General features: G+C 65.1%; 11 protein-coding genes. 4 read left to right on the plus strand and 7 right to left on the minus strand.

Annotated features, from left to right (window positions below):
- Positions 1-182: 182 nt before the first annotated feature.
- The 3 genes from LZC95_46010 to LZC95_46020 all read right to left on the minus strand — a co-directional run bounded on the left by LZC95_46010 (position 183) and on the right by LZC95_46020 (position 3,906).
- Positions 183-1,262 carry a YiiG family protein gene (locus LZC95_46010; protein WXA93798.1) on the minus strand — a complete coding sequence of 360 codons (1,080 nt, stop codon included), beginning with the start codon at positions 1,260-1,262 and terminating at the stop codon, positions 183-185.
- Between the two features lie 21 nt (positions 1,263-1,283).
- The gene (locus LZC95_46015) at positions 1,284-1,907 is read right to left on the minus strand and encodes a nitroreductase (protein ID WXA93799.1); all 624 of its coding nucleotides are present in this window, start codon (positions 1,905-1,907) and stop codon (positions 1,284-1,286) included.
- 70 nt (positions 1,908-1,977) lie between these two features.
- Positions 1,978-3,906 (minus strand): ABC transporter substrate-binding protein, encoded by a 1,929-nt coding sequence (locus tag LZC95_46020; GenBank protein ID WXA93800.1) that lies wholly within the window; start codon positions 3,904-3,906, stop codon positions 1,978-1,980.
- A gap of 49 nt (positions 3,907-3,955) precedes the next feature.
- Here LZC95_46020 and sdhA point away from each other — a divergent pair, with 49 nt between their 5' ends.
- The 4 genes from sdhA to LZC95_46040 all read left to right on the plus strand — a co-directional run bounded on the left by sdhA (position 3,956) and on the right by LZC95_46040 (position 8,825).
- Positions 3,956-5,998 carry a succinate dehydrogenase flavoprotein subunit gene (sdhA, locus tag LZC95_46025; protein ID WXA93801.1) on the plus strand — a complete coding sequence of 681 codons (2,043 nt, stop codon included), beginning with the start codon at positions 3,956-3,958 and terminating at the stop codon, positions 5,996-5,998.
- On the plus strand, positions 5,995-6,765 hold the full coding sequence (gene sdhB / locus LZC95_46030) for a succinate dehydrogenase iron-sulfur subunit (protein WXA93802.1): 771 nt from the start codon (positions 5,995-5,997) through the stop codon (positions 6,763-6,765). Before sdhA ends, sdhB begins: the two co-directional genes overlap by 4 nt.
- 26 nt (positions 6,766-6,791) lie before the next feature.
- Positions 6,792-7,427 carry a hypothetical protein gene (locus LZC95_46035; GenBank protein WXA93803.1) on the plus strand — a complete coding sequence of 212 codons (636 nt, stop codon included), beginning with the start codon at positions 6,792-6,794 and terminating at the stop codon, positions 7,425-7,427.
- Positions 7,428-7,718: 291 nt separating this feature from the next.
- Entirely contained in the window at positions 7,719-8,825 is a 1,107-nt protein-coding gene (locus LZC95_46040; GenBank protein WXA93804.1) for a hypothetical protein, read from the plus strand.
- A gap of 7 nt (positions 8,826-8,832) precedes the next feature.
- Here the strand turns inward: LZC95_46040 and LZC95_46045 are convergent, their stop codons facing one another.
- The 4 genes from LZC95_46045 to LZC95_46060 all read right to left on the minus strand — a co-directional run bounded on the left by LZC95_46045 (position 8,833) and on the right by LZC95_46060 (position 13,961).
- A complete protein-coding gene (locus tag LZC95_46045) occupies positions 8,833-9,519 on the minus strand; it encodes a M23 family metallopeptidase (GenBank protein WXA93805.1) in 687 nt (228 codons plus the stop codon).
- 189 nt (positions 9,520-9,708) lie between these two features.
- Positions 9,709-11,073 (minus strand): hypothetical protein, encoded by a 1,365-nt coding sequence (locus LZC95_46050; GenBank protein ID WXA93806.1) that lies wholly within the window; start codon positions 11,071-11,073, stop codon positions 9,709-9,711.
- Complete coding sequence (locus LZC95_46055; GenBank protein ID WXA93807.1) at positions 11,070-12,884, minus strand: hypothetical protein; 1,815 nt, start codon at positions 12,882-12,884, stop codon at positions 11,070-11,072. Before LZC95_46055 ends, LZC95_46050 begins: the two co-directional genes overlap by 4 nt.
- Before the next feature lie 138 nt (positions 12,885-13,022).
- Positions 13,023-13,961: a hypothetical protein gene (locus tag LZC95_46060; protein ID WXA93808.1), complete on the minus strand. Its 939-nt coding sequence runs from the start codon at positions 13,959-13,961 to the stop codon at positions 13,023-13,025.
- Positions 13,962-14,089: the final 128 nt, after the last annotated feature.

Here is a 14,089-nt window from a genome sequence, read left to right on the forward strand (position 1 = left end):
TGCCTGCATGGGCGTGCGCGCCTAAAACCAGCCAGACGCGGCTTCATTCCCGGTCGCGAAGAGGGGATTGAACAGGGAGGCGGGGAGGCGGGGAGGTTTTTTGGGTTGAGCTCCGTTTCAGGGCGCTGAAACGAGTGAAAACCACAAAAACTCCCCGTCTCCCCGTCTCCCTGTGAATCTTCTTACTTTCCGAAGCGGCGGACCGAGTTCGACCGGTTGACGAGCTCGTTGTAGGATTTCACCAATTTGCCGGGTGAGCCTTCGACGGTCCATTCGGAGGAGCCGCCCAGGCGCATCCGCTCGCCGGTCGAGTAGGGCGTCTTGTCTCGGACGCGGCGCATCAATTCTTTGGCGGCGATGAGGAAGTCCTTGGCCTCGCCCACCAGGGAATCGATCATGATGAACTTCGACGCCTCGTCTTTGTGCGCGGCGACGTAGTTGGAAAACTCGTTCACGGCCTTCTCGTATTCATCGACCTTCGCGGTGAATTTCGGCAGATCGACGGCGTCGAGCTTGTGCGAGTCACCCAATTTGACGAGATCCTCGGCGACCAGCATCGTCGTCGCGCGCCAGTAGGCGAGCTTCTTTCCCTCGGATTTTTCGATCTTCGCGAGGGTGCGCTCTTTCACCTGGCGATTCAGCGTGTCGACTTGCGTGCGCATCGCCTTGTCGGCTTTGTCGAAGGCATCGAACGAGGCGACGAGCTTCGGGTGAAGCTCTTTGCCTTTGGCCATCTTGTCGTCTTTGTAGTTCTTCTGATCGTAGTAATCGCTCGCTTCTTTGATCACCGGGTATGCCGCCGTCACCGCTTGCGCGTACGTGCTTCCGGCTTGCTCCAACTCGGGAAGCGACGGCTTCATGCCGTTGGCCTTCTGCACACCCGCCGCGCACTTCGCGGGATCGCTGATCGAATAAAGGCCGTAGACGTTGCGCTCTTTGCCGGTGGGGCCCGTCTTTTCGTTGGCCCAGTCGAAGTAGCGGCGCTCCGCATCGTGGAAGCGATCCGAAAGGCTGTTGATGCAGTCGATGTACGCGTTCAGCTTTTCGCCGACGGCTTCGTCCTCGTCCTCGGGCTCCTCCGCGTTGTTGGCGCCCGATGCGCTCGCTGCATGGACCGAGTCATCGTCTTCGGCGGCCGCGTCCTTTTGGGCGGACTTCGCGGCGGCCTTGCCGAGGGCCCTCACGATGCGCCTGCAACCGGTCAGTCCCGGGAGTGCAATGAGGGATACGGCGAGGGTCAGAACCAGAAGGGGGTTACGCATGGATCCCCCATAGTCGTACGTTTACACCTCAAATGGCAAGATGGCCGACTCATCGAGAACGGCGGCCACGGCCTTCAAGTCGATGTCCGGGCGCTCTTCGCTGTCGAGAGGACGCACGGGTTGGCCAACATTGACCCAACCGAGGAGCCGCTCGTTCGGGCCCATGGCCAGGAGGGAGCGGAGATCGGCTCCATCGTGGTACGGGGACGTCTTCCAGATGGCCCCGAGGCCCAAGGTGTGGGCGGTGAGGAGGATCGCGTAGCCGGTGCACGAAGCCGCGGCGACTTGCTCCCACTCGGGGATGTTGGCGCCGGGACGCGGGGACGCGATCAGCGCGATCAGCGTGGGGGCCACGAAGGCCTTGTTCTTCACCTTGGCCAGCACGCCGGGCGAAAGGTCGGGACGGCTCTCGGCGGCAGCACCGGCCAGCGCAGCACCGAAGCGCTCACGCCCGTTGCCGCGCACCACCACGAAACGATACGGGCGAAGCTGCCCGTGGTCCGGCACGCTCACAGCGGCCCGCAGCAAAATCGTGAGCTCGTCGGGGGTCGGCCCCGGCTCGGTGAGCGCGGAAACGCTCCGGCGCGTCAAAATGACATGGCTTACAAGCTCTTTTTGTTCTTTCGTGTGACGGAGGCCGGACATGTGCTGTCTTAGAAAGTGGTGCACTGAACGGGAACTTCAAGACTGAACATTCAGGTGCAGGCCGTCTCTTTTAGCGAAGCTCCACGACTTTGACGGTCCGCTTCACCATATGTTCACCCGGCGCGAACCCGTGTGACTCACTGCTCGTCCAGAGCGCGGTGTTGGCGCTCTCGAGGGCTCGGCGGGTGTCCTCGCGGCGGGCGGTCACGGCATCGGGGTTCGTCGTCGTGTCCGTTGGCAAGGCAACAATCGCGCGGCGGGCGAGGGCGGCGGCGTCGCGGGCAACGGCGGTGAACCAGGTCGGACGGGCGCTGAAGCTGGCCATGAAGCGCTGAATGTCCGGGTCGGCGGCAGCCCCTGCGTCGGCTTTCCCGTCCAGCAGGCCCCTCACCGGCAACAAGCCCGCCGCGGCGCTGAGCACCTTGGCCGAGGTGGCCCGTTCGTACGCGCCGATGGTCTCCAGGGTGAGCATCACCAGCGCCCCACGAAGCTCGCCCACCTCGCGCAGCACGTCGCGGGCGCAGGGCTCCGGCCCCGAGACGAGCCAACTGCGAATGCCCGCCTTTTCCCAAACGGACAACGGGAACCGATGCTCGCCGGCCCCCTGCCCTTCGAGATCGCACGGCGCCGGCTGAAAGAACGTCAGCTTCTGGCTTACGTTGGGCCGCTCTGCGGCGATGCGTGCCACGTCGGACAAGCTCGTGGCATCGGCGACGGTGGCCACCTTCGTCTCGCGACGCGAGAGCAGAGCATCGGCGAGCACCTCGATGGACGATGCGTAAGGCTCGCCCGCCACGAAGCCGAATTTGGACGCGGTCGCGTGGCGCGGTGCTGCGAGAACGACGACGGCGACGCCGTTGCTCTCCGCCCACCGCAATGCGCGCTCGGCCGAATCCGGCTCGAAGCCCGCGAGGATGACCCCGGCGCCATCGCTTGCCAGATCGTCGAGCACGGACTCGATGCGATCGGCGCGGCCGCCATCGTCACGCGTGACGAGGAGCGTCTTGTCGCCGGGATCCTTCGCGGCGCGCGGAAGGTTGAGCGCCCATGCGGCCCCGCGCGCAGCGTCCGCGGCGGCGTCGCGCAGCGATGACGAACCGGTCGGCAGCACCAAGCCGATGGTTCGCCCCGCCACAGCGCGCGTGGTGCGATGGCGGGTGGCCAACTCGCTGACGAGCAACCCGGCATCGCTCCCCAGCACGGGGGCGCCGGACGCGGGATCGACGAGCCATTGCGCCAGCCGCGCATCGCCGGTCGCCACGGCATAAGCGGAGAGCTGCAGCGCAACGAAGCGTTGCATCTCCACGCTGTAGCCCGTGACCAGCGGGGCACCACCGCGCGCGGAGGCCCGCATCGAGCGCAGCGAAGCCTCCAGCACCTGCGGCGACATGCTGGCCAGCGCCTCGGGGATCTTGCGGCGCGCCTCCTCGCGCTCCTCGTCGTCGGCGTGGCGAAGCCACGAGTCCATGTAGGCGATGGCCTCGTAGTCGTGGTGCGCGGCCACTGCATCGAGCGAGATCTCCTCTTGAAAGAGCTCGAGCGCGTGCCGGTCGACCATCTTGCCCGCGAGCGGGGCCAAAAGCTCCAGCGCCTCGTTGGGCCTCTGGGTCAGACGAAGCAGCCGCGCGCGCGCCACCATCGAGAAATCGCGCGTGGCGCCAGGCGGAATCGTCTCCAAGAAGTCGAGCTGCGCCTTCGCCTCGGTGAAATCGCCGTCGCTCAGAAGGATGAAGGTCAGGTAGGTGCGCGCGAGCGCTGCGGCGCCATCATTTGGAAACTTCGACAGAAATTGCCGAATGCGCACGCGCAGCGCATTGCGATCGCGCCCCTCGAGATCGCCCCACATGCGCCGGATCTCGGCCATTTCGGCCGCCGCCGCGGGGGTGCTCGACAAGGTGGCCACTGGGCGGCGCCGCTTCCCTGCCCCGCCGCATGCCGCGGCCAGAGCGAGCGCGAGGGCGATCGCCAAGAAAGCGGGGAAGCGCGAGCGAGGTACCACGATTGCTATCCATTTACTCGAAATTGGCTCTATGTAAGGCACACTTCACATGGCAACAAAGAGCATCCTCAAGAGCGAGTCGAACAAGGTGCGGCGGGTGATCGTCGTCGGGGGCGGACTGGCAGGGCTCACCACGGTCATCAAGTTGTGCGAAGCGGGCGTTCCCGTCGATCTGTTCTCGCTGGTGCCGGTCAAACGATCGCACTCCGTGTGCGCGCAGGGTGGCATCAACGCCAGCGTGAACACCAAGGGCGAGGGCGATTCGCCCCAAGTGCACCTCGAGGAGACGGTCTACGGCGGCGACTTCCTCGCGAACCAGCCTCCCGTCAAAGGCATGGCGGAAGCCGCACCCGGCATCGTCTTCATGCTCGATCGCATGGGCGTGCCCTTCAACCGCACGCCCGAAGGCTTGCTCGACTTCCGCCGCTTCGGCGGGACGCTCTTCCACCGCACCGCCTTCGCCGGCGCCACCACCGGGCAGCAGCTCCTCTACGCACTCGACGAGCAAGTGCGCCGCTTCGAGACCATCGACGTCGAGGACGAGCGCGGCGTGGTCGTGCGCGGCGAGAAGATGGTGCGCAAGTTCGAGTGGTACGACTTCTTGTCCGTGGTGCTGGACGACGCCGGCATCGCCCGCGGCATCGTCGCGCAAGACGTCAAAACCATGGAAATCGAGGCCTTCCCGGGCGATGCGGTGTGCCTCGCCACCGGCGGCCCCGGCATCGTGTTCGGCCGCTCCACCAACAGCGTCATCAACACCGGCACGGCGGCGAGCGCGGTCTACCAGCAGGGCGCGTGCTACGCGAACGGCGAGTGCATCCAGGTGCACCCGACGGCCATCCCGGGTGCGGACAAGCTTCGGCTCATCTCCGAGAGCGCCCGCGGTGAGGGCGGACGAGTGTGGGTCCCGCGCGATCCCAATGAAACGCGCCGCGGCCGCGACGTGCCGGAGAAGGATCGCGAGTACTTCCTCGAGGAAAAGTACCCCGGCTACGGCAACCTGGTCCCGCGCGACATCGCCAGCCGCGAGCTCTTTTTGAAGTGCTTCCACGAGAAGCGCGGCATCTTCAACCAGGGCAGCAAGAAGAACGAGAACGAGGTCTACCTCGACCTGACGCACCTCCCGCGCGAGACCTTGGAGAAGAAGCTCTCGGGCATCCTGGAGATCTACGAGAAGTTCGTGGGCGAGGATCCGTACACGAACCCGATGCGCGTCTTCCCCGCCGTGCACTATTCGATGGGCGGCTTGTGGGTCGACTTCGAGCGCTCGGCCAGCGGTTCGCTCGTGATGGGCTCCCCGCGCAACCAGGCGACGAACATCGAGGGCCTCTACGCCGCCGGCGAGGTGGACTACCAGTACCACGGCGCCAACCGCCTCGGGGCGAACTCGCTTTTGAGCTGCATTTACGGCGGCATGGTCGCCGGCCCCGCCATCGCGACGTACCGGAAGAACCTGGCGAAGAGCTCTTTCGACGTGGGCGACAACCTCTTCAAGCAGGCGCGCAAGCGCGAAGAAGAGAAGTACGAGCGCATCCTCAAGATGGACGGGAAAGAGAACCCGTACCGGCTGCACGAGGAGCTCGGCGAGATGATGCTGCGCGATGTGACCATCGAGCGGCACAACGCCACGTTGGACAAGGTCATTACGAAGATCGACGAGCTGGAAGACCGCGCGCGCAAGTGCGGCGTGACCGACAAGGCCGGCCACGCGAACCAGGGCGCACCGTTCATCCGGCACCTGTTCAACATGATCGTGCTGGCCCGCGTGATTGCGGTGGGCGCGCGCCGGCGTGACGAGTCGCGCGGTGCGCACTTCAAGCCGGAGTTCCGCGACCGCAACGACGCCGATTGGCTGAAGACGACCTTGGCGTTGCACAAGCCGGGCGTGGGCGGCGGCAATCACGGCATCGAGTACGTGTCGTCGCTCGATTACTCGATCAACGGCAAGCCGATGCATGCGACGAATCAAGTGGATACGAGTTTGGTGAAGCCGCGCGCGCGCAAGTACGAAACGGCGGGTGCGGCGGCGGCCACGGCGACTGCGCAAGCAGCGAACAAGGCCGAAAAGAAGGCAGAGGAGGCCACGCAGTGAGCCAGAAGGTACGCACGTTCAAGCTGCGAGTGTTGCGACAAGATGGTCCCACGCGCCGGGATACGCGGCGTTGGGAGGAATTCGAGATCACCTGGAAGCCGCAGATGAACGTCATCAGCGCGCTGATGGAAGTCCGGAAACACCCCGTCACCACCGATGGCAAGGAGACCACACCGGTGGTCTGGGAGTCCGTGTGCCTCGAAGAGGTGTGCGGTTCCTGCACCATGGTCATCAACGGGCGCGTGCGCCAATCGTGCACGGCGCTGATCGACACGCTGCTGCAGAGCGGCGAGACGATCACCTTGGAGCCGATGACCAAGTTCCCACTGGTGCGCGATCTCTTGGTCGACCGCTCGCGCATGTTCAACGACTTGAAGCGCGTGAAGGCGTGGGTGCTCCTCGACGGCACCCACGAGCTTGGACCGGGACCCAGGCAGTCGCAGGAGACGCAGGAAGAGGCCTACCCGCTGTCGCGTTGCATGACGTGCGGCTGCTGCTTGGAGGCGTGCCCGCAGGTGAACGACTCGTCGGACTTCATCGGGCCGGCGGCGATCAACCAGGTGCGCCTGTTCAACCTGCACCCGAGCGGAAAGATGCACGCGGCCGAGCGCATCGAGGCCTTGATGGGCTCCGACGGCGTGGCCGGTTGCGGCAAGGCGCAAAATTGCGTCGAAGTTTGCCCGAAAGAGATCCCGCTGGTCGACTCCATCGCGGTCGTTTCGCGGCAGGCGACGAAGCACATGCTGTTTCGGTGGTTGCTGAAGTAGTGCGCTGATACACTCGCGTTCGTTCGATGCGAACGCGCGTGCTCCTCGCGGTGGGCCTCACGATGGCGTTTGCGCCATCGCCGGCCCGCGCGCTCGAGGACAAGGTGAGCGCGTCGGTCGATGCGCCGCCGCCGCCGTTGCCGTACAAGCCGGGGCTGGTGCTCGATTCGTCCTTGGGCGCGCAGGGCTTCACGGGCGAATTCGGCGGCGTGGCCGGGCCGGGCTTCTGGTTGCACACGCAACTGGGTTACGAGTTCGCGCGGGCGTTCATGCTCTTCGGCGAGGGCGATCTCTATTTCACGAGCACCTCGCGCGGCCAGGACGAGACCAAGGCGCGTGCCTTTCCCATTTTCGGATTTGGCGCCGGGCCGCGCTTCACGCTGCGGGTGACGGATCGCGTGGGCTTGTATCTGCAAGGAAGCGCGGGATTCAGCAAGGCCGATATCGCAACCAATGCGCTCAAGATTCTCGGCTTCGGCGATGCGGAGAAACTCGGTTTGTATTTCGGGGGGCGCATCGGCATCGAGTACTACCAGCTCGATCGGCACCTCGCGTTCGGCCTGAATTTCGGCGTACGGGATGCCACGAACTTCAAGAAAACAGGGGGGAGTGATCTCCCCCTTCTCTTGAGTGCCGGGCTGGCGCTGCGCTACAGCTTCTGAATCCGAATCTTCGAAGCGTCGCGGGCTGCGCGACCGTGGTGGCGTGCACCGTGGTGCTGAGTGCGGCGTGCGGAAATGAGTCGGAGAACGCCACAAGGGATACGTCTGGCCGGACGCGCAGACGGGCTTCGATGCAGTGAACCCGGGATCCAGGATGATCGCACGCAGCATTCCATGATGATCGGTGCGCTCATTTCGTGATTGTTCGAGGAATGGCACCAAAATGAGCCCGATGCGGCGCCGCGAAAGCGTCGCAACGCGTGGCGCATGCCGTGCAGTGCGCGTGGCCGCATGAACCTATGCAAGATCGTCGGTGGCGCGGCTGCCGGGACGCTGGTCGTCGCGTTGAGCGCGGCGTGTGGAAGTGAGTCGGGCGATTCGGGAAGGAGTGCGCTCGATCCGGGTGCCCAAAACGGACTCGATGCGGGTGGGGACGCGGAGGACCATGATGCGCGATCGGCCCCCGTCGATGCCGGCGGCGACGCTTCGGTTTGTGGTACTGCCGAGTCACGACAGACGAAGCGTCGGATCAATGCCGTCGTCATGCACGATCGATCGGGGAGCCTGGTGCGTGATGCCCAGGGCGTAGACACGAAAGCGACACGCTGGGATCCGATCGTGGTCGCGATGAAATCGTTTTTTGCCGATCCTCAATCAGCCGGTCTCAGTGCCTCGCTTCACTACTTTCCGATTGTCGAAAGCGGAGACCCGGTCTGCATTTCGCCACGTTACGCCACGCCGGCCATTGGGCTGACCGCCCTACCCAACACGGCGTTGGGAACGTCGGTAGAGGGCCAATCTCCTGCGGGCGGAAGCCCCATGCGCTCGGCGCTGGAGGGCGCGGTCTCAGCGGCCAAGGACCTCGCGGCGAAACTGCCAGGGGCCAAGCCGGTCGTCGTCCTGGTCACCGACGGCGGCCCAAACGCGTGTGAAAGCACCAACGCCAATGTGCAGCAGGTGATCGCGTCGGCTTACCAGGGCGCGCCGTCCATCCCGACGGTCGTGGTCGCCGTGGGGCCGGAGCTCCCCAGCTTGAATCAATTCGCCAGCGCGGGCGGCACCGAGCGCGCGATCGTCGTGTCGCCCAGCGATCCCGCGAAGGCGTCTCGCGAGCTGGTGACCAAGTTGAACCAGCTCCGACCCAGCACCGCGCCCTGCTCGATGACCATTCCTGCCCTCCCCTCGGGGCGGACGTTGGCCGGCGCGACGGTGACCTTCACGTCGGGCTCGGGCGCGTCGACGACCGTTCCTTACGCGCCGGCGTGCTCCGGCGGCAACGGCTGGCACTACAATGACGCGGACGCGCCCACGAGCGTCGTGCTGTGTCCGAACACGTGCAACGTGCTCCAGCAGAACCCCGAGGCGCGCATCTCGGTGACGTTCAACTGCGCGCCGTGATCCCGAATCACCACTTCGGCTTGCGGTCCTGTGCGTACTTGAAGGGGCCCTTGGGGTGATCCTCGAAGTGCAGGTGCGGGCCGGTAACGTTGCCGGTGGCGCCCACCTTGCCGAGCTGCTGGCCGGCTTTGATGGTGGCGCCTGCGGCGACGCTGCGGCTCGAGAGATGGCAGTAAACGTAGGTGCGGCCGTTGTCGGCGTCGAGGCCGATCCAGTTGCCGTACGCGCCGCCCTTGCTATTGGACCAGCGGATCTTGCCCGCGCGCACGGCAACGACCTTCGTGCCGGTGGCGGCGGCGTAGTCGTCGCCCGTGTGGTAACCGGCGGCGTAGCGCGGATTCTTCACGCCGTAGGGGTACGTGACCTTCTTGCCAGGAACCGGCGACGCCACCCGCGCAGCCGCCGCGGCGGCGATGTCGACGGCGTCTTCGTCGGCGCTGGCTTCTTCGTCCGCGGCTTCCTCGGTCACGCTATCGCCCTCGGGGGCAAGACCGTCGCCGTCGTGGTCACCATGCGGATCGCCAATTTGAATCTCGTCTTCCGCCGCCTCCACGTCACCCTCGTCGGATGCGCGGTCGTCGGAAGAAGAGCAGCCACCGGCAGTTCCCACGACGAGTGCAAGGAATGCCACGGAGCAGAGAGAGAACAAGGAGCGGGGTCGAATCGAAGCGCTGGCAAAGAGTCGTCGTTCCATGACCGATCGTCTCTTCGAGGATCGTGCCAGAGCCGAATCCGGCCATCGTCGCGAATCCACTCGCGAGATGCCGCGAGAAGCCTCGCTAATCACCGGCGAAATCGACGTGTGCTGCGCCCGATCGCTGGGCGTGGCGCGATCCGCAGATGAACCGGGGTTGATCCCGCCGAAGTGTGCGTCTCTCTGCGGTTATGGCGGATCGCTTTGGTCGTAAAAGGCCATCTCATCGGCGAAGTAGAAGCCCAGTCGTTCGCCTTGATTCACCGTCCACGCATAGTCGACGGGGAAGTCGCTTCGAAGCAAGGTGCGCCCGCGCATGGGAAAACGCGCCGCGTCGGACAAGATTTCCGAGGTGAGCACGCTGGTGCCGGCGTGTTGGTGGCAGCCGACGCAGTTCGTGCTCGCATTCCCCTCGCCGCGTTCGATGTACGGGTTCGAGCACCACGTGGGCGCTCCCTCGCCGGAGTGCACCGCGGCGAGCGCGCCCGCCAACGATGGATGCTCGTCGAAGCCGCCGCCGGGCGCCGGATCGCGCTCGTCGAATGCCGTCACCGTGCACATCTTGTAATGCCGCCACGGCCCTTCGATCGATGCGGGCCTGTCGGCACCGAAGTCGAGATCGGGCGAAGCCGACCACCACAGGGTGGTCCACACCCAGTGGTCCAATTCCTTGGTGATGAGGTGAAGCCCCGCCAGGCGGTACGTGTTTCCATTGGCGAGCTTCAAGGTGTAAATCGCCTCGGGCCCTGGATTGGATTCGCTGTCCGGTGTTTCCCACGAGACGCCCCCATCGGGCGAAAGGCGCTGGGCGAGGGCCTCGGCCGACGTCTCGTACGTGGGCAGCTTGCGGCCGAAGTCGGCGCGCACCCACGAGCTCTTGATGACGGCAGCATCGGACGGAAAGGCCGCACGAAGGCAGGGCGCCCACGCGCTGCCGGCATCGGAGCTGCCGCGCGCGAGGCAATCCGTGATGGGGCGGTAGCTCCCGAACAGATGCCGCAACGTGGCCGGGCTGTAGGCCACGCGCGCAATACCGCCAACGCCCGCGACCTCCGCGGCCTCGTCGAGCGAGGCCAGGTAGGCCCGATAGCGGTCCGCCGGCCAATTGGGCAGCTCCTCGACGGCGCGTGTGTTCCACGCGAACGCCGCATCGAGCTCCGCCTCCGTGAACGACGCCCGCGCACGCCGCCGCTGCGGCCCGAGGCCGTCGTAAAGCCGATGAAAGACGCGCCGCGCGTCTTCGCGGTCGTACCAGGTTTGCCACGAGGGAACGCGCGAGGGGTTCGGCAATGACTCGGCCAATGCCACCGGCGCGAGGATCTTCTCCACCGTTCGCCAAGCCGCCTCGCGGCGAAGGCGCTTCGACTGCCGCAACGCCTCTTCGCGCGCACGCAGCGTCTCGTCGGCCACGAAGGGCTGTGCGGCGCCCAGGATCTTCCGGTCCGCCGCCTGGACGGCATCCGCGCGCTCGCCAATCAGCGAACGCGAGGAGCCGTCCCGATCTTGGCAACCCAGGAAGAACGCGAGCGCCGCGAACGCGGCGCCTCGTTTCAAGGAAGCACCAACGCCGCGTCGCTCGCCACGACGTATTCCGTGCTGCTGGCTGCGCCATTGCGCACCGCGAAATAGATCCAGCCATCGGAGCGGAAATGCGGGAAGAGCGCATATTGCCCGGGCTGCACCTTCGTCACGCGCGTGCGCTTACCGGTGAGCACGTCGACCAGGTAAATGTTCGAACCGCCCTTCTCCGCGTACGGCTTGAAGCCCGGATCGCTCAGGCCGGTGTAACCGAGATCTTTCGCGTCGTTCGCGTTGTTCTCGATGTAGTGGTGCATGACCATCCAGCGCTCGTCGAACGAGAAGTTCGGCTTGCCGCCGTAAAGGCAATAGCGCGCCACCTCGGGTGTCTCCACCGTGTAGCCCGTCTCGGTGCGCGTGGCCACGAGGCGGCGCAGCACGTAACCGAGCTGCCGTCCGCGGCTGCCGCCGAGGCGGCTGACCAGCCACTGCGTCGACGGCGAGATGACGGTGTCGCCTTCGAACGGCGCGCTCTTTTCGATGGAGGGCAGCGGCTCGAACGTGCTGCCCGTGTGGATCATCGGCGTGAGCCGGATCTTCGCCGTCGAGGCAAAGCTGGCCGTCGGGTCTTTGCCCGGCGTCGAGCTCTTGCCGCCGTCATCGCTCACGAAGCCACTGTCGACGGTCCAATAGTCGCCACCGCCGAGCGCCGCGCCCACGTGCTGGTAAAGCCGAACTTGCCCATTCGAGCTGCACTGCGGCTCCGAAAACGTGATGTTCGCCGGCCCCGAGGTGAGCAGCCCTTCCTCGCAGAAGAACGCCTTGCTTCCCTGGAACGCGAAACCCGAATTGTCCGGGAAGAAGCTCGGATCGTATTTGGCGTTCACGCCAATGACGCGATTCTGAAGCAAATCCACGATGGTGCTTCCCGTGCCCGCGGAGGAACCACCATGGGCCACGAAGCGGCCATCCGGCGAGCTGCGCGTCCAATAGTACGAGCGATAAGGCTGTTCGCGGAGCACGCGCAACTTGGCGCCCTCGAGCGACTCCCAGCCTTGGCCATACGGCTGCTCGCCCGCACGCGGGTAGCTCGCCAGGCAATCGCGCGGATCGGATCCGGCCGTGCACCCGTGCATGAGCAGACCGCGCTCGGCGTTCACCGCGCGCCAGCCTTCGAACTTCATCTTGCTCACGTGCGTGGCGACATCCGCCGAAATACCCGGATTGCAGGTGCTCGGCGCCGGATCCTCGGGCAGGAGCGATTCCAGCTTTGGCAATCCGCGGCCAAACCACTCCGCCAAGAGGTCGAACTCCTCTTGCGTGTAGGGTGCATGCGTTTGCGGCGGCTCGCCGACAGGCATCTTCACCCGCTCTTTGAATTTTTTGAGCTCCGTTTCCCACGTATCGCCAAATGCCTGTTTGAACAGGTATTCGAACCAGGGAAGCGGCACCGCGGTCGAATAGATACCGAGGTTTTTCGCCTTGTAGGCCGACGTTGGATCGGTGGGCACTTGCCGCATGCACGCCAGCATGGATCGCGCCGATTCCGGCGTGCTCACTTGCAAGTCGGTCAGACAATTGGAAAGTGCGGTATCGCTCAACGCGCGCCAATAGCGCACGTATTCACGTGTAATGGAGTGGCAACCATTGCAATTGAGATCCGCACCCGTTCCGCCGAGCAATTTCAGCGCTTTTGGCGCCAATTCGTCGTCGGACAACAGAACACGATTCTTCAGCGGGGGCGCCCCCTCCAGAGGGGTCGTCTGGCTCGCGCCAATGGACTCGGGCTGCGCATCACGTCCACCGCATGAGAGGGAGAGGGAGGCGAGGGGAAGCAATACAGCCATGCAGCGCGTCCCGTGGACCGCCGCAAATAAACTTTTCATGCCTCCCCATCGCGTATTGTCTGCGCACTCGTCAAGCGCGCACTGGATAGGGAGTCCGAGTCACATCTCGATCACGAGATCATGAGCGGCTGGGTTTAGTTACTTGGTGCCGCACCCACCGCCGCCTCCACCACCGCCACCTCCGCCGCCATCGCCGCAGGTGACACCCGCTTGGGCGCGCGAGACCCTCACGTCGATGATGCCATCGAGAAGGTTCACGTGAAGGGCCGACGCATCGACGCTGATCGAGCCGCCGCCACCCGTGACGACTTGCTCATTGAGGGTGACCTCGACGAGCCCTGGTATCGAGAGGACTTTGACGTTGGCGCCCAAGGTAATGTTGATGGGCGATCCACCAATTACCAAGCGGGCAATGGTCCCGTCGGCCGCGGCCAATGCTTTGCCACCGGCGCACCAGGCGTCGGCCGTCTCTTCGAGTACGTCGGCTTGAATACCGCCTTGGAGCGGGCCGCCGTTGAAGAGGCCGTCGAGCGCCGCGTCGGTGATGCCGAGACTCTCGAGTATTTCGCGCAGATTGATCGAAATGTCGCCACCGCGCCCGTCCGCACCGAGAACGTCGTGGAGCAACCCGCTCTTGACCGACGCCAGCACCGAGGCATTCGCCGTGGAGGCCGCCGAGTGCGTCTTACCTCCCCCGGCTTTCACCAGGCCATTGAAGACCGCGGCTTGCAACAGCGGACCGGCTTCGACGGTAAGAAGGCTCTTGGTGAGCGAGCCGCCGCCGGCCCCGACTGGCTTCGTATCGCCGACGACCACGATGCCGTCCCAGGTGGTCGTGGACGGATGATTCAGGCTCACGTAGACGCTGAGCGCGGAAGCCCGCCCGGAGTACCCTTTGGCGCCGCCTCCCCCTGGAGGAGGGGGCGGTGGATCGTGCGGACAAGCCGGAGAGACACCGTCCCCGGTGAGAGTGCCGTCTTGTTGCGCGGAACCATCGTCTCCAGAAGCGCAGCCAACGAAGCCTATTACGGCAAGCGCTCCCAAGAGTCCGGGGAGCAACCTTTTCGATTCAATCATGATGAATCCCCCACGTCAGGCTTACGTTCGATTACGTAAGCTCATTGTTCCCCAGTTCGATGCGCAGGTGGTACGGATGGGGTTCAGGCTCGACAGGAGGAATTGCAGGCAGTCTCCGGTTCGATCGC

This window comes from Sorangiineae bacterium MSr12523, from assembly GCA_037157775.1.
Lineage (GTDB): Bacteria > Myxococcota_A > Polyangia > Polyangiales > Polyangiaceae > Pendulispora > Pendulispora brunnea.